This window comes from Vibrio zhugei, from assembly GCF_003716875.1.
GTDB classification, from domain to species: domain Bacteria; phylum Pseudomonadota; class Gammaproteobacteria; order Enterobacterales; family Vibrionaceae; genus Vibrio; species Vibrio zhugei.
In genome coordinates, this window is sequence record NZ_CP033078.1 from 2,621,510 (window position 1) to 2,638,144 (window position 16,635).

General features: G+C 45.2%; 16 protein-coding genes. 7 read left to right on the plus strand and 9 right to left on the minus strand.

Annotation, left to right across the window (positions count from 1 at the left end; all coding sequences use genetic code 11):
* Positions 1-60: 60 nt before the first annotated feature.
* The gene (locus EAE30_RS17335; RefSeq protein WP_123014135.1) at positions 61-1,008 is read right to left on the minus strand and encodes an IS30 family transposase; all 948 of its coding nucleotides are present in this window, start codon (positions 1,006-1,008) and stop codon (positions 61-63) included.
* Positions 1,009-1,404: 396 nt separating this feature from the next.
* Here EAE30_RS17335 and EAE30_RS17340 point away from each other — a divergent pair, with 396 nt between their 5' ends.
* The 3 genes from EAE30_RS17340 to EAE30_RS17350 all read left to right on the plus strand — a co-directional run bounded on the left by EAE30_RS17340 (position 1,405) and on the right by EAE30_RS17350 (position 3,374).
* Complete coding sequence (locus tag EAE30_RS17340) at positions 1,405-1,725, plus strand: hypothetical protein (protein WP_123017043.1); 321 nt, start codon at positions 1,405-1,407, stop codon at positions 1,723-1,725.
* Entirely contained in the window at positions 1,715-2,152 is a 438-nt protein-coding gene (locus EAE30_RS17345) for a hypothetical protein (protein WP_123017044.1), read from the plus strand. Before EAE30_RS17340 ends, EAE30_RS17345 begins: the two co-directional genes overlap by 11 nt.
* Before the next feature lie 274 nt (positions 2,153-2,426).
* Positions 2,427-3,374 carry an IS30 family transposase gene (locus EAE30_RS17350; RefSeq protein ID WP_123014135.1) on the plus strand — a complete coding sequence of 316 codons (948 nt, stop codon included), beginning with the start codon at positions 2,427-2,429 and terminating at the stop codon, positions 3,372-3,374.
* Between the two features lie 393 nt (positions 3,375-3,767).
* Here EAE30_RS17350 and EAE30_RS17355 read toward each other — a convergent pair.
* Together EAE30_RS17355 and ppsA are read right to left on the minus strand one after the other, a co-directional pair.
* Positions 3,768-4,879 (minus strand): IS3 family transposase gene (locus EAE30_RS17355; protein ID WP_241967546.1). Its coding sequence is split into 2 segments (ribosomal slippage): positions 3,768-4,618 and positions 4,618-4,879, totalling 1,113 coding nucleotides; the frame shifts between segments, so codons are not numbered across the junction.
* 62 nt (positions 4,880-4,941) lie between these two features.
* A complete protein-coding gene (gene ppsA, locus EAE30_RS17360; protein WP_241967692.1) occupies positions 4,942-7,323 on the minus strand; it encodes a phosphoenolpyruvate synthase in 2,382 nt (793 codons plus the stop codon).
* A 171-nt stretch (positions 7,324-7,494) separates the two neighbouring features.
* Between ppsA and ppsR the strand changes: the two genes are divergently transcribed.
* The gene (ppsR, locus tag EAE30_RS17365; protein WP_123017045.1) at positions 7,495-8,328 is read left to right on the plus strand and encodes a posphoenolpyruvate synthetase regulatory kinase/phosphorylase PpsR; all 834 of its coding nucleotides are present in this window, start codon (positions 7,495-7,497) and stop codon (positions 8,326-8,328) included.
* Positions 8,329-8,682: 354 nt separating this feature from the next.
* Here ppsR and groL read toward each other — a convergent pair whose 3' ends face one another.
* Complete coding sequence (gene groL, locus EAE30_RS17370; RefSeq protein WP_123017046.1) at positions 8,683-10,329, minus strand: chaperonin GroEL; 1,647 nt, start codon at positions 10,327-10,329, stop codon at positions 8,683-8,685.
* Positions 10,330-10,380: 51 nt separating this feature from the next.
* A complete protein-coding gene (locus tag EAE30_RS17375) occupies positions 10,381-10,671 on the minus strand; it encodes a co-chaperone GroES (RefSeq protein ID WP_123017047.1) in 291 nt (96 codons plus the stop codon).
* 300 nt (positions 10,672-10,971) lie between these two features.
* Between EAE30_RS17375 and EAE30_RS17380 the strand changes: the two genes are divergently transcribed.
* Positions 10,972-11,592 (plus strand): helix-turn-helix transcriptional regulator, encoded by a 621-nt coding sequence (locus EAE30_RS17380; RefSeq protein ID WP_123017048.1) that lies wholly within the window; start codon positions 10,972-10,974, stop codon positions 11,590-11,592.
* Between the two features lie 89 nt (positions 11,593-11,681).
* Here EAE30_RS17380 and EAE30_RS17385 read toward each other — a convergent pair whose 3' ends face one another.
* Positions 11,682-12,149 (minus strand): DUF805 domain-containing protein, encoded by a 468-nt coding sequence (locus EAE30_RS17385; RefSeq protein ID WP_123017049.1) that lies wholly within the window; start codon positions 12,147-12,149, stop codon positions 11,682-11,684.
* 9 nt (positions 12,150-12,158) lie between these two features.
* Positions 12,159-12,512 (minus strand): 5-carboxymethyl-2-hydroxymuconate Delta-isomerase, encoded by a 354-nt coding sequence (locus tag EAE30_RS17390; protein ID WP_123017050.1) that lies wholly within the window; start codon positions 12,510-12,512, stop codon positions 12,159-12,161.
* Positions 12,513-12,729: 217 nt separating this feature from the next.
* Between EAE30_RS17390 and tpiA the strand changes: the two genes are divergently transcribed.
* Entirely contained in the window at positions 12,730-13,503 is a 774-nt protein-coding gene (tpiA, locus tag EAE30_RS17395; RefSeq protein ID WP_123017051.1) for a triose-phosphate isomerase, read from the plus strand.
* Positions 13,504-13,648: 145 nt separating this feature from the next.
* Complete coding sequence (locus EAE30_RS17400) at positions 13,649-15,004, plus strand: MATE family efflux transporter (protein ID WP_123017052.1); 1,356 nt, start codon at positions 13,649-13,651, stop codon at positions 15,002-15,004.
* Positions 15,005-15,075: 71 nt separating this feature from the next.
* Here EAE30_RS17400 and rraA read toward each other — a convergent pair whose 3' ends face one another.
* Both rraA and EAE30_RS17410 read right to left on the minus strand, forming a co-directional pair.
* On the minus strand, positions 15,076-15,615 hold the full coding sequence (gene rraA / locus EAE30_RS17405) for a ribonuclease E activity regulator RraA (protein WP_123017053.1): 540 nt from the start codon (positions 15,613-15,615) through the stop codon (positions 15,076-15,078).
* Between the two features lie 73 nt (positions 15,616-15,688).
* Positions 15,689-16,606 carry a 1,4-dihydroxy-2-naphthoate polyprenyltransferase gene (locus tag EAE30_RS17410; protein ID WP_123017054.1) on the minus strand — a complete coding sequence of 306 codons (918 nt, stop codon included), beginning with the start codon at positions 16,604-16,606 and terminating at the stop codon, positions 15,689-15,691.
* Between the last annotated feature and the right edge of the window lie 29 nt (positions 16,607-16,635).

The window sequence follows — 16,635 nt, forward strand, 5'->3', positions numbered from 1 at the left end:
TGATTTATTACATTGATAAATGCGCCCGAATTCAACTGCGAAGTGCGACACTCTCCAATATCAAGAAGCTAAAGCCATCTCCTCAAATATAATGGCTGCCTGCTTGAAGCCTAAACACTTTCTCGGACGGTAATTTATCCGCGATAAAGCGAACTCTATATCGATGTCCGTCACTGTCGTTAGATCGGTTCCTTTCTTCACATATTGCCTTAAAAGACCGTTCGCATTCTCATTAGCACCACGCTCCCAAGAACTGTACGGATGAGCAAAGTACACATCAGCCTTTAATTCTTTTGCGATGGTTTCATGACCTGCAAACTCTCGCCCGTTATCTGCCGTAATGGTATGGACATGTTTCTTATAGGGCTTCAGTAGCTCTATTGTCGCTTTGGTGACATCATCCGCTGACTTAGATGGCACTTTCTTTACCACGTAAAATCGAGTCTTACGCTCTAAAATAGTCACCATTGCACCTGTACCATGCTTACCTAGCACAGTGTCGATTTCCCAGTCACCAAACCGCTCCTTACTGTCAACGATGCTTGGTCTATCATCAATCGAAACGGCATTTTTTATCGCTGGAGCTTTCTCTTGTTTACCTCGGCGATACCGCTTATGACCTTGTCTCAAGTGACGATATAACTTACCGCCCAAGCGTTTATCTTGAGCAACAAAGCGATAGATCCACTCATGACTGACAGATGCACCAATTTTCGTTAATACATTAGAAATCTGCTCTGGACTCCAATCTGTTTCTAAAAGAAGGCGGATAAAATCGACACGTTCCTTTGGTATTCGGTATTTACGTGCTGTTTTGCGCTTTTTGGTAGACGACATCTGGGCTTCGTTAGGGCAATAATGCTCTCCCTTCCGACCGCGTTTAAGCTCACGGTATACCGTCGAGCGGTGGCACTGAACTGTTTTAGCTATTTCAGGAACCGAAATTCCCCGTTCCAAAAGAGCAGAAATCTGGTATCTTCTGCCTTCGGTCAACTGTTGATAATTCATGGTAGTACTGCTTGTTTCTTTGGCGAGAAGAGCGTACCACTTTCAGCAGTTGGCTTCCTCTTCTACATATTTCCATGAATGTCGCACTTATTATCTGAAATCGGGCCTTTCCACTCCCATTTCTTAAGCCTCTTTTACTCTCTAGGTAAGATTTAGACACCGTCCAAACTCAATATAAACAAGACTACAAAAATCTGGTTTCCTTAAATAAAGTTAGTATTAGTAATGTAGAGGTCATGCTTTTTCTCAAACCACATAAAAAATGTATTTTCATATATCCTATTAATTATTGGCTCTACAATATGAATTTTGTGATTTTCATTAAAAAAAACAGACAAAATTTTATATAAATAAATGTTACTTTAGTGACCTTTAGTATTGATAGGGAAAATGGTAATGACTTGCAAGATTGAGGTTGAATTTAGCCGAGAAAGTAAAGAAGCTTTAGATGAAATTTCACAGAAAAAAGATATGGCTAATGCATTATCAGTTTTTATTGGAATGTCAGCTATGATTGATATTTTTGCAGGTAATGGTGTTATAGGTTCATCCTATAAAATATCAACTACTGATTTTGAGCTACTAGCAAAATCAATGAGATCATCAAATCCAATACTAATTCGCCAAGTCGAGGATATTTCTGCAAGAATGTATTTAAAATCTAGTATATCAAATCAAGAGAAAGTGTTTTGGAGATGTTTATATAATGAAATGTAATATTATACTACTTCTTTTTTTATTACCGCCTATCAGCTTTGCGCAAAGCAGTTATGACATATATGAAAAATCTATAAATAAATGTATAGCTATTGAAAAAGAGAAACCTTCAGTTACGAAAGATGATGTAAAGCATATTGAATATGAAAAAATTTATAAATATCTATCTATTTTAAAAAATCTAAGAATACAAAAATGCTCGTATAAAGAGGAAATGCAGGCATTAGTAGATGAGTTGAGTTTAAAAGATGATGTTATTAATACAAAAAACTTACGCGATAGATATCTATCCATTTATAATAAACACCGTTTAAACACGCTTAGTGATAAAGAAAAAAAAGAACTGGATACTTTAGAAAAATCATTTAAAAACAAAAACTTAGAAATTAAAATATTAAAATTAATGGATAGTCTAAAAAATGAATAACATTGTCCCAAAGGCTATAGATATACCTAATAAACACATAATTTTAATTGTTTTTTCTTCGCCGTTATCTACTAACTCAGGGAATAGGAATAGAACATAGCAAACGGCAGGAACGCCTAGATAAAAAGCCCCGAGTCTAGAGCTATGCCCAATGTCATTACTTGTCACTCCCGATTTCAGATAATAAGTGCGACATTCATGGAAATATGTAGAAGAGGAAGCCAACTGCTGAAAGTGGTACGCTCTTCTCGCCAAAGAAACAAGCAGTACTACCATGAATTATCAACAGTTGACCGAAGGCAGAAGATACCAGATTTCTGCTCTTTTGGAACGGGGAATTTCGGTTCCTGAAATAGCTAAAACAGTTCAGTGCCACCGCTCGACGGTATACCGTGAGCTTAAACGCGGTCGGAAGGGAGAGCATTATTGCCCTAACGAAGCCCAGATGTCGTCTACCAAAAAGCGCAAAACAGCACGTAAATACCGAATACCAAAGGAACGTGTCGATTTTATCCGCCTTCTTTTAGAAACAGATTGGAGTCCAGAGCAGATTTCTAATGTATTAACGAAAATTGGTGCATCTGTCAGTCATGAGTGGATCTATCGCTTTGTTGCTCAAGATAAACGCTTGGGCGGTAAGTTATATCGTCACTTGAGACAAGGTCATAAGCGGTATCGCCGAGGTAAACAAGAGAAAGCTCCAGCGATAAAAAATGCCGTTTCGATTGATGATAGACCAAGCATCGTTGACAGTAAGGAGCGGTTTGGTGACTGGGAAATCGACACTGTGCTAGGTAAGCATGGTACAGGTGCAATGGTGACTATTTTAGAGCGTAAGACTCGATTTTACGTGGTAAAGAAAGTGCCATCTAAGTCAGCGGATGATGTCACCAAAGCGACAATAGAGCTACTGAAGCCCTATAAGAAACATGTCCATACCATTACGGCAGATAACGGGCGAGAGTTTGCAGGTCATGAAACCATCGCAAAAGAATTAAAGGCTGATGTGTACTTTGCTCATCCGTACAGTTCTTGGGAGCGTGGTGCTAATGAGAATGCGAACGGTCTTTTAAGGCAATATGTGAAGAAAGGAACCGATCTAACGACAGTGACGGACATCGATATAGAGTTCGCTTTATCGCGGATAAATTACCGTCCGAGAAAGTGTTTAGGCTTCAAGCAGGCAGCCATTATATTTGAGGAGATGGCTTTAGCTTCTTGATATTGGAGAGTGTCGCACTTCGCAGTTGAATTCGGGCTAAACTAACGGCATAGATGAAATAATATACAATAAATAGCCAATCATAGTAACGATGCCTTTGCCAACTAAGTAGTGTCAGTGCAAGAGGAAGAAAAACTAGATAAATCAAATTGATACTCACAAATAAAAATGTCGCTATGAACATTAGGATAAGGATAATACGACATAGTACTTTACTGCCTGTATAGCGACGATCCAACATAAGCTATGTATAGAATAAATAGCTAATATTTATAATATTTCCGCCCTATTTACTCTGTGATTGGCGGCTCGTTCGAATAAAAAAGCGCTGGTCATGACCAACGCTTTTATTCCGTTACGCCATGATTATTTGTTGGTGTAAACCTCCCCTAATTAGTTACACTCATAATTAGAGTTTTCAACCCGTTCATATTTCATTAAATATTCCCATGGGGTCAGATCATTCAGTGCACCATGAGGACGCTCTTCGTTGTATTCTCTGATCCAGTCTTCCGTTAATTCTCGAACTTCCGTTAGTGTTTTGAAGACGTACATATCCAGAATTTCAGTGCGGTATGTGCGATTAAATCGTTCAATGTACGAGTTTTGAGTGGGTTTTCCTGGTTGGATAAATTCCAACTGAACATCGTGCTTTTCTGCCCACGTTGCTAATGTTGTGGAGATAAACTCAGGGCCGTTGTCCATTCGTAGTTTCTCAGGGTAGCCTCGCCAAGCAATGACTCGTTCAAGCACTCGAACTACTCGCTGAGTGGGTAAACTCAGATCAACGTCGATGGCCAACGCTTCTCGATTAAAATCATCCACCACATTGAAGGTTCGGAATCGACGTCCACATTGTAAGCTGTCACTCATAAAATCGATTGACCAGCACCGGTTCTCTGACAACGGTACACTCAGTGGCTCTGGGTGACGATTTGGCAGACGCTTTTTCCCTTTACGGCGTTTATTGAGTTTCAACTCGCAGTAAATCCGATAAATCCTCTTATGATTCCATGTCTTACCCCAGCGACGAAGGATCTTGAGTAATAAACCAAAGCCGTATGCTGGATAGCGCTCAACGGCTTGTTGTAATGCACTTATCACTTCTTGGTCATCGCTCGCTTTAGGCTGATATCGATAAACCGAATCACTGATGCCAACTGCGCGACATGCTAGACGCAAACTGACTTTGTGTACCTGGCGTACATAGTCAACCAGTTCACGTCTTATCGCTGGCTTTACAGCTTTTTTTCGATGATATCTTTGAGAATTCGGTGCTCTAAGCTCAGCTCGGCAAACATCGATTTAAGACGACGATTTTCGTCTTCCAGCTCTTTTAACCGTTTAACGTCCGATGCTTCCATACCACCATATTTAGATTTCCAGTTGTAATAAGTGGCATCAGATATTCCGTATTCTCGGCAGACTTCCTTGATAAGGCGACCACCTTCGACTTCTTTCAAAATTTTCACGATCTGTGTTTCGGTATAGCGTGATTTTTTCATAGCGAGTTCTCCCTGATTCATTCAGTGTATGCTGAAGAACTCCAAAATGGTATGCCACTATTTTAGGGGATGATTACATTGGCAACTTGGCCCAGTTTGATCCACGTATCAATCACAGTATCTGGGTTGAGGGACACCGAACTGATACCCTGTTCCATCAGCCATTCAGCCAGATCTTCATGATCTGAGGGGCCTTGGCCACAGATGCCAATGTATTTACCGGCTTTGGTGGCCGCCTCGATCGCCATCTTGAGCATCACTTTCACCGCTGGGTTGCGCTCATCAAACAGATGCGCCACATCGCCGGAATCCCGGTCAAGACCAAGGGTCAACTGAGTCATATCGTTGGAGCCAATAGAGAAGCCATCAAAGTATTTGAGGAACTCATCCGCCAATACCGCATTGGATGGCAGTTCACACATCATGATCACTTTCAGTCCTTGATCGCCGCGGCGCAGACCAAATTTAGCAAGCAGATCAATAACCGATGCGGCTTCGCTTGGTGTTCGCACAAACGGAATCATAACTTCCACGTTTTTCAGTCCCATGTCGTTACGCACACGCTTCACCGCCTGAGTTTCAAGTTCGAAACATTCCTCAAACACGGGCGAAATGTAACGCGAGGCACCCCGGAATCCCAACATAGGATTTTCTTCGTGTGGTTCGTAGTGACTTCCCCCGACCAAATTACTGTATTCGTTTGATTTGAAATCGGACATACGTACGATGACACGTTTTGGCCAGAAAGCCGCGGCGATGGTCGCGATGCCTTCGGTCAGTTTGCTGACGTAGAAATCGATCGGATCTTTGTAACCGCGAATGCGCTGGGTGATCTCGGCTTTGAGTTCATCGCTCTGCGCGTCGAAGTTCAGCAATGCTTTCGGGTGAATACCAATCATCTTGTTGATGATAAATTCCAAACGTGCCAGCCCTACTCCTTCATTGGGAATTTGCGCAAAATCGAAGGCGCGGTCGGGGTTACCTACGTTCATCATGACTTTGGTTGGCAGCAATGGCAGTTCATCAACGGAAGAGCGGCGCACGTCAAAATCGAGCAACCCATCATACACATAGCCGGTTTCACCTTCTGAACACGACACGGTAACCGTGGCCCCATCGGTTAACGTACTGGTGGCATTGCCGCAACCAACGATAGCCGGAATGCCTAATTCACGGGCGATGATGGCGGCGTGACAGGTACGACCGCCACGGTTAGTGACGATCGCCGAGGCGATTTTCATGACCGGCTCCCAATCTGGATCGGTCATGTCGGTGACCAAAATGTCGCCTTTTTGCACCAGTGACATCTGCTCCAGCGAATCGACCAAACGCACCGTGCCGCTGCCGATACGCTGACCGATAGCACGCCCTTCAATCAAAACTTCAGCTTTGCTGTTTAGCTCGTAACGTTCGATAACGTTTTGTGCATTTTGCGAGCAAATCGTCTCTGGGCGCGCCTGAACAATGTACATTTTGCCATCCACGCCATCTTTGGCCCACTCAATGTCCATCGGACGCTGGTAGTGCTTCTCGATGATCATCGCCTGTTTGGCCAGTTCTTTGATTTCTTCGTCAGTCAGTGAAAACTCGCTGCGCTCTTGCTCTGAGGTATCCACAATCTCGACCTGCTTACCAATTTCTTGGCTTGCAGAGTAAATCATTTTAATGTGTTTTGAGCCGAAGGTTTTCTTCACGATGGGAGATTGGCTAGTCTCAAGCAGCGGCTTGTGCACGTAAAACTCATCTGGGTTAACCGCCCCCTGCACCACCATCTCGCCCAGCCCCCAAGCGGATGTGATGAAGACGACTTGATCGAAACCCGATTCGGTATCAAGCGTGAACATGACACCAGAAGCGGCTTTATCCGAACGTACCATACGCTGGATACCGGCCGAGAGCGCGATACCGCGGTGGTCAAACCCCTGATGCACACGATAAGAAATCGCACGGTCGTTAAACAGCGACGCGTACACGTGTTTGGTCGCTTCCAGCACCGCCTCAATCCCTTTCACGTTCAGGAAAGTTTCCTGCTGACCGGCGAATGAGGCATCTGGCAGATCTTCTGCCGTTGCCGAAGAGCGCACCGCGACTGACAATTCAGGGTTGCCTTCCACCAGCTTTTCGTAATTATCGCGGATATCGCGTTCCAAATCGTCAGGGAAAGGCGCATCCAGAACCCATTGACGAATGGTTGCCCCTGTTTTGCGCAAGGCATCCAAATCGTTGGTATCCAAATCATCAAGCAACTGATGTATGCGCTTGTCTAAGCCTTCAAAGTCGAGAAACTGATTGAATGCGTATGAGGTGGTCGCAAAACCATTCGGGACAGAAACACCAGCGTTAGCGAGATTGGACACCATTTCGCCAAGTGATGCGTTTTTTCCGCCGACTTTGTCGACATCTTCCATGGACAGGCCATTATACCAGAGCGTGTTATTTTGCATGTCTTTCTCCAGAAACAGTGCAGCTTTGTAGGGTGGCACTCAATCACGCATCAACTTGACAAAAATCCGCAAGAAATTTTCAAAGCTGTGGGGGGCGTAATGGTATGCCGGGTTTTATTGTCGGTATCATGGCTATTATCTAATCAGGTTATTTTTAAGTTTTAAACAAAAATGCAGACAGAAAGTCAAAGTCGTGATGTATTCTACGTTTCCGATGGAACGGCCATCACTTGCGAAACCGTCGGTCACGTTGTGCTTGGGCAATTCCCATTTCGCGCCAACGAACAAACCTTCCCGTTTATTGAATCCAACGACAAACTGAGCGAGCTTATCAGGCAAATTGAGCAATCTTTTGCGCGTCATGGCGTCCGTCCGCTGGTATTTTTTTCTATGGTGGTGCCTGAGCTGCGTGAACGTCTGCAAAATGCCCCCGCATACTGTTACGATGTATTAGGCAGCATAGTGCAGAACATTCAAGCTGACACGCAAATGGATCCTGTGCCGCAACTGCAACGTTCACGCAGTGTCGGCAAAGACACCAATACCTATTTTGATCGCATTGCCGCGATCGAATATACATTGGCGCATGATGACGGGGTGTCTCTCAAAGGTCTGGAACAGGCGGATATTATTCTGCTCGGCGTATCCCGCAGCGGTAAAACCCCAACTAGCCTCTACATGGCCATGCAGTTTGGTCTGCGTGTGGTCAACTATCCGTTCATTGCTGATGATATCCGAGCTCTGCGTTTGCTGCCTGAATTTGAAATGCATCGCCACAAACTGTTTGGCCTGACGATTGACGCTGAGCGTTTAACCGAGATTCGTGAAAATCGCATGGCGGGCAGTACCTATGCCAGTACTCAGCAGTGCCAGACTGAACTCGCCACCGTAGAGAGCCTGTTCCGGCGTGAAGCCGTTCCCTACATCAATACGTCATCACTGTCGGTTGAAGAAATTTCTGCCCGTATTCTAGAAAAATCCGGCCTCAAACGCCGTTTATTCTGACGCCCTTGATCTAGCGCCACTTGATATCAGAGAGAGCACTTCTAAGCTAAATACCATGAGTGAAGGTCCACCAATAAGTATCATTGCCGACAATATCCATTTTTTATTTTTCATTCCCCATTCTTGTTAATGATTTAAGCTAACAATTTTTCCGCAGCGCGTTATTCTGACCGATATACGGGTTAGTTATTGAGCTTAATACACTTTCATTGACACTGCCATGACCAACCAAGCAACGAAACAATACTCAGCTCATAAAAACAGGCATTAAAAAAGCCCCGTGACGAATCACGGGGCTTTTTGAGCATAGTGCTCAGAGACGGTTCAAATGAACTCTCTCTGGCAATGGGAGCATTACATCATGCCGCCCATTCCGCCCATGCCACCCATACCGCCCATATCAGGGGCTGCACCGGCATCTTTTTGTGGTAAGTCAGTCACCATCGCTTCAGTTGTAATCATTAGAGCTGCAACAGAAGAAGCAAATTGTAGTGCGCTACGGGTTACTTTAGTTGGATCCAAGATACCCATTGCGATCATGTCGCCGTATTCACCAGTTGCTGCGTTGTAACCGTAGTTACCTTCGCCCGCTTTCACGTTATTGGCAACTACTGACTCTTCGTCACCCGCGTTCTTAACGATTTGACGGATTGGGGATTCCATCGCACGCAGTGCAACGCGAATACCAACATTTTGCTCTTCGTTATCGCCAGTTAGGTCTGCAAGCTTAGACGCCGCACGGATAAGTGCCACACCACCACCAGCAACAACACCTTCTTCTACGGCCGCGCGAGTGGCATGTAGCGCATCTTCAACACGGTCTTTTTTCTCTTTCATTTCAACTTCAGTGGCTGCGCCTACTTTGATAACCGCAACACCGCCAGCCAATTTGGCAACACGCTCTTGCAGTTTTTCTTTATCGTAGTCAGACGTTGCATCTTCGATTTGTTGACGAATTTGCACAACACGACCTTCGATCATGTCTTGTTCGCCAGCACCGTTGATAATCGTGCTGCTTTCTTTCGTAATGGTGACACGTTTCGCTTGACCAAGATCTTCAAGTGCCGCTTTTTCTACTTCTAGGCCGATTTCTTCAGAGATAACCGTACCACCAGTAAGAATCGCGATGTCTTGCAGCATCGCTTTACGACGGTCGCCAAAACCAGGTGCTTTCACTGCAGCGACTTTCACGATGCCACGCATGTTGTTCACAACCAGCGTTGCCAGTGCTTCGCCTTCCACATCTTCAGCAATGATAAGTAGAGGACGAGACGTTTTCGCTACCGCTTCCAATACAGGAAGAAGTTCACGAATGTTCGACACTTTCTTATCAACCAATAGGATGAATGGGCTTTCTAGATCGACAGAGCCAGATTCTTGGTTATTGATGAAGTAAGGAGATAGGTAACCGCGATCGAACTGCATACCTTCAACAACATCAAGTTCGTCTTGCAGACCTTGACCTTCTTCTACCGTGATAACACCATCACGACCCACTTTATCCATCGCTTCTGCAATCAGTGCACCGACTGTTGAGTCAGAGTTTGCAGAGATAGTCCCTACCTGTGCAATTGCGCTTGATTCAGTACAATCAACAGACAGTTTTTTCAATTCTTCAACCGCGTGTGTTACCGCTTTTTCGATACCACGTTTGAGATCCATTGGGTTCATGCCCGCCGCAACGGCTTTCAGACCTTCACTGACGATAGCTTGTGCAAGTACAGTTGCGGTTGTGGTACCGTCACCCGCAGCATCGTTGGCTTGAGAAGCGACTTCTTTCACCATTTGTGCGCCCATGTTCTGGAATTTGTCTTCCAGTTCAATTTCACGCGCAACAGACACACCGTCTTTCGTAATCGTTGGAGCGCCGAAAGATTTATCGAGCACAACATTGCGTCCTTTTGGACCTAACGTTACTTTTACTGCGTCCGCTAGAACATTGACACCTTCTAGCATTTTTATGCGTGCATCATTACCAAATCTTACGTCTTTAGCAGCCATTTTGTATTTCCTCTTTTAAATTCGTTTTTGTTGGTTCGTTTTTCAGAGCAATTACTCAACGATCGCCAGAATATCGTTTTCTGACAAAATCAAGACATCCTTGCCTTCAATTTTTTCTGATTTAGTACCGTAGCCTTCACTGAAGATAACCGTATCACCGACTTTTACATCCAGAGGTAACACTGTACCGTTTTCTAGAATACGACCTTTACCGACTGCGATAACTTCACCACGGGTCGATTTTTCTGCCGCAGAGCCTGTTAAAACAATGCCGCCAGCCGATTTTGATTCAACTTCTTTGCGTTCAACGATAACTCTGTCATGTAATGGACGAATGTTCATCTGTCGTCTCTCCTGATTAAGATTTTACGTCTTGTAGTTAATGAAACGCTGATCGCTCAGCTTGTGTTTGATATGTGGGGGATAAATTGGATTAACCCAAGGGGGCAAGTAAAAAAAAGTGTGATTTATTTAACAAAAAGCTTCAATAGTTCTATCATCGCTCCCGCCCACTCCTACCTTGTACCAACGAAGGTCAGACATCTCTTTAACAAGCGGTAGGGATACTTCATAATACTGGGTAATACTGCTAATTAAACCAACGAGGCGTATTCCAATCTCTCCACCCAATAGAGGACTCGCATGAAAACCGTTGACAAAATTTTGCACACGATTAAACGTGAAGGTGTAGTCACCGCAAAACAACTTGCCGACGATCTGAATATCACCACCATGGGCGCTCGTCAGCATTTACAAAGTTTAGAAGAAGAAGGCGTGTTAGCGTTCCATGATGTCAAAGCGAAAGTGGGTCGCCCAACCCGTCACTGGTCTTTAACGCAAGTTGGCCATGATAAATTCGCCGATAGACACAGCGAATTGACCATTCAAGTGATTGAGGCGGTGGAACAATTATTTGGCGCCGACGGGCTTGCTAAAGTGACCGCCGAGCGAGAAGCGAAAACCTTACACACCTACCGACAAGCGATGCAGTCTTGTGACTCAATCGACAGTAAACTCCGTCGATTGGTGGAACTGCGCGAAAGCGAAGGGTACATGGCGGAATATGAAGCCACAGAAGACGGTTACATGCTGTATGAGAATCACTGCCCTATCTGCAAAGCGGCCAAGACCTGTCGAAATTTGTGCGAGTCTGAATTGACCATTTTCCAAACCTTGCTGGGCGAGGAGTGCCTAGTGACTCGTACCGAGCACATCATTGATGGTCACAGACGATGTGCCTATCACATTATCGTGCGTGACTGATCGCGTTTCATGCAAAGGCCAGCCAGCCGCTCCTCTTCAAAGCCTTGTTCTCACTGAAAACGGCCGCGACTCGAACGGTGAGCCTTCCATCAAATGGAGGGCTCTTTTTCATGATTCTGTTCGTGCTCGTAAGGCTCACCATAACGATTCTCTAATGGGTTCCCTTTGCGTAAACCACATTCAATTAAAATCACCAATCCGCACAGCAAACTAAAAAATGACAAGAGTTGCGTCGCGGTCGAAGGGCCAACCGCCATTGACGCGTCATCCACCATTTGTCCCGGCATCATTAAGCGGCTGATGATCAAAGGCATGCTGAGTAATAACCACTTGTTGCTCTTATTACGATCATGCCAGCGCTTCGCCGTCACCGCTAAATCGGGAATCAATAACACCAGTAAAACCACGGGCATCACATAAGCGGACATCGTCGGAATAAAAGGCGAGACAAACGTCAAACTGAAGATAATCACCCCATAATAGACCGCATTCCATATCCAAAAAATCTGCCTTGGCACCCGGCCTTCAAATGAAAAAAGCAGCCACTTTACCTTCATAACTTGTCCTCACAACTCGTTGGTTGTTTTCATAAACGTCTGTTTATCCATATCGCGCATATTAATACTCAAACTACGAATTTGACTCGCTTCCTGTTGGAGCACGGCCATCAGTGGCTCAAGCAGCGCCCGCTTTTGCTCCTCGGTTCGGCCACTTAACATTTCCAACGTGATATGAATAAAATCTTGTGAATCTTGCTCTTCTCCCAACAGCCAATCATGGCAACGTATCGCACGCGATTTGACGTCCTCTTTCGCAAATAACCCGCTCTTGAGTGTTAACAGATGCAAATCTTCTAATAGTTTGGGTACATTAACGCGCTCTTCGACAGAATCTGTGTACTCCATAATTAAATTCGGCATGTTCCCTATCCCTCTTTCTCTTATCATACGATCCACTATAGTCAATCGTGACAATAAAAGCCGAGAGCTACATTAGACTTAGCCGCTCTTTTTTCATCACATCACACTGCGTAGCGCTAAACAGAGAAAGACATGACTCTCATCATGATCTGACCCATTTTATCTGGTATATTCAAAACCAGTATTTTTTTAATTAATGACAAGCGGAGATATTCCTATGCGTCGTCCTGTAGTGATGGGTAACTGGAAACTAAACGGTAACAAAGCAATGGTTACTGAACTTCTTAACGGACTAAACACTGCAACTGCCGATATTGATGGTGTTGATATCGTGGTTGCTCCACCCGCGCTTTATATTGATCAAGCAGAGCGTTTGATTAAAGAAGGCGGTAATAAGCTCATTCTTGGTGCACAAAATACTGACATCAACAACAGCGGTGCGTTCACTGGAGATATGTCTCCTGAAATGCTGAAAGATTTTGGCGCAACTCATATCATCATTGGCCACTCAGAGCGTCGTGAGTACCACGAAGAATCTGATGAATTCGTTGCCAAGAAATTTGCTTTCCTAAAAGACAATGGTCTAACGCCTGTACTATGTATCGGTGAATCAGACGCACAAAACGAAGCTGGCGAAACCGAAGCTGTAGTTTCTCGCCAAATTGATGCCGTCATCAATCATTGTGGTATTGAAGCATTCAACGGTGCGATCGTCGCGTACGAACCTATCTGGGCAATCGGTACTGGTAAAGCCGCAACTGCCGATGATGCACAGCGTATCCATGCCTTCATCCGTTCTCACATCGCAAAACACGATGCTGCAGTTGCTGAGCAACTGATCATCCAATACGGTGGCTCGGTTAAACCTGAAAACGCACAATCTTACTTCCAAAACCCAGATATCGATGGTGCTTTGGTCGGTGGTGCGTCTCTTAAAGCAGACAGCTTTGCAGCTATCGCTGCTGCTGCGGCTGAAGCGAAAAAAGCGTAATGGTTTAATGAATAGATAACCATTTCTATCGCAAAAGCGAGCTTACGAGCTCGCTTTTTTATTGTAAAAACATGTCGACGTATCTAGAGGCTAACCAGAGAATCAAGTATCCTGTGCCACCTTACTCCCTCAGATTGCATTTTCTATGTTAGATAAACACGGACTCCTATCCGCCCCCATCAGTGTTGTATTACGTAAGATGGCGGTTCCAACCTCGCTTGGAATGTTAGCAATATTGATGTTCAATCTGGTCGATACCTTTTTTATCTCGCTATTAGGCACCGCACCACTAGCCGCGGTCAGTTTTACCTTTCCCATCACTTTCGCACTGAACTGCATCGGTATGGGGTTAGGTGTGGGCGTCTCTACGCATGTTGGTCGGTTGCTTGGCAAAGGTCAGCACCGCCAAGCCGCACTGTTGACCACTCACGGTCTATTACTGACTTTCACGCTTATTGCTCTCACTTCTTTACTCGGACGCCTCACTATTGAGCCACTGTTCTCGTTGCTCGGTGCGAACACCACACTGCTTCCTCTGATAGAGCAATACATGTCAATCTGGTATGTCACCATCCCCTTGCTGATTGTTCCTATGGTGGGGAGCAGCGCCATTCGCTCCAGTGGCGATACCAAAGCCCCTGCGATCATTATGATCGGCTCAGGACTCATCAATGGGGCGCTCGACCCACTGCTTATTTTTGGATATGGGCCTTTTCCTAAGTTAGGCATTCAAGGCGCGGCGATCGCGAGCAGTATTGCCTGGCTTTTTGCGTTTTTAGGCATCATGTTTGTGTTAATCACTCGCAAATACCTATTATGCCGCCCGCAAAGCGCATCGCTCATTCGGCATTGGCGCTGTATTTTAAAAATAGGTACCCCCGCTGGGTGCTCAACCGCCATGACCCCTCTATTTGGCGCGATCATCATGAGCATACTCTCCCAGCATGGCAATGCGGCGGTAGCGGCCTATGGCGCTGCTCAACGCATTGAATCGATTCTGATTTTGGTCACCATGTCGTTAACCTCGGCCTTGACCCCGTTCATGTCGCAAAACTTCGGTGCCCACAATCCACAACGCAGCTTTGCGGGGCTGTTTCTCAGCATGCGTTTTAGTTTGCTGTTTCAGCTAGGGCTATGCATTCTACTACTGCCCGTGGCTACTGGCTTAGCGGCTCTGTTCTCTGACGATCATCAAGTCCAGCATCATCTGAGCCAATATCTGGTATTGGTTCCATTAAGCTACGGTTTTCAAGGTGTTGTCATGATGCTGATTTGTGCATTGAATGCCCTGCACCAGCCAAATCGTGCTCTGATATGGAGTGTCATTCGTTTGTTTGTGTTGTCGCTGCCATGCGCATGGTTAGGCTCATATCTGTATGATGCTGAGGGACTCTTTGCCGGTACGGCAATCGGAAATGTATTAGGTGGGGTGTTGGGTTATCTCTATGCACTGAAGCTCAAACATCATCATACATTCCAGCGTGATGCAGCACCCGAGTAGAATTATCGCCATAAAAAAAGCCGCAGCTTAGTGCGACTTTTCTTTTTCTGGCAGTCTGTTGGGGATAAAGGCTATACCGTCTCTAGCTCATCAAACACGCTATCGTCTTCTTCACCATCATCCACCGTGTCCATATTTAATGGCTCTTGCGACAGAATAATACCGGTATTATCCGCGTACACATAATCTTCCGGTAAGAAGGTCACGCCACCGAAATTCACGGCCACATCGACTTCCCCTGTTGCGAGGCCAGCCGCGGCTACTGGAATCGAAGCCATCGCCTGAATGCCGATGCTCATTTCTTCTAAATCATCGACTTCACGCACACTGCCATAAACGACAATGCCTTCCCATTCATTTTCTTCTGCTAATGCAGCTAACTCAGCATCAATCAGTGCTCGGCGCAAGGAACCGCCGCCATCGACCAATAAAACACGTCCGACACCATCTTGCTCTAATGTCGTGCGAATCAAACCGTTATCTTCAAAACATTTGACTGTGGTGATTTGTCCGGCAAAGGATGCACTGCCTCCAAAATTACTGAAAAGAGGTTCCACGACATCTACTTGATCAAGATAAACATCACATAGTGCAGAGGTGTTGTATTCCATAGCTGAGTTCTCTTTGTGAAAGCCTTATACGAGTATATCGAGTCACTAGGCCATTGCAATGACTCTAAGCAAATTAACTTGTCAGAGTTTGCACAATGACGACCGTAACAAACAATAAGTTAGTAATGACCGAGCATTTCACGATCACTGGCAGCATTGGAGCAATCTCAGCAGGCTGACGCGTAAACCACAGCTCACGGCTGTGTTTTACCACAGACACCAGACTTAATAAAAAGGGCACGCTGATCCATACCGGCTTGCCTTGCATCAGCAGATACCCACTGAAAGCGACCACGGCACCAAACAATAATAAATAGTGGTAACGCTTCGCCATTTCTTGCCCTAAGCGAACCGCCATGGTCAACTTGCCACACTGTTCATCATTTTCAATATCGCGCATATTATTCACATTCAAAACGGCGACGGCTAAGAAACCGCAGCCTAATGAAGGCAAAATCAACGACATATCAATTGTACCTGTGTGTAAAAAATACGTGCCCGACACGCCTAACAAACCAAAAAAGGTGAAGACCGAAAGATCCCCTAACCCAACATAGCCGTAAGGCTTATTACCCACGGTGTAGGCAATTGCGGCGGCCATCGCCAGCAGTCCTAACCCGATGAACACCAAAATACTTTGCACACTATTGAGTGCAAACAGCAATAAACCGAGCCCCATCATGACGGTCAACGCGATATTAAGATAAATCGCGTACTTCATATCTTGCAAACTCACCGCTCCGGATTGCAGTGCCCGCATCGGACCGAGTCGTTTGTCATTATCAGTGCCCTTCACGGCATCACCGTAATCATTGGCAAGGTTGGAAAGGATTTGCAGTAGCGTCGCTGTGAGCAAGGCCAATAATGCGACCAGCCATGAGAAATGTCCGGTAGAAAACGCCAAAGCGCTTCCGGTTAAAATGGAAACAAATGCAAGCGGCAATGTTTTTGGTCGTGCCGCATCAAACCAAATCTGCAAAGAATTATTCATATAGGCGATAAGTTGGTTACCATGTCGCC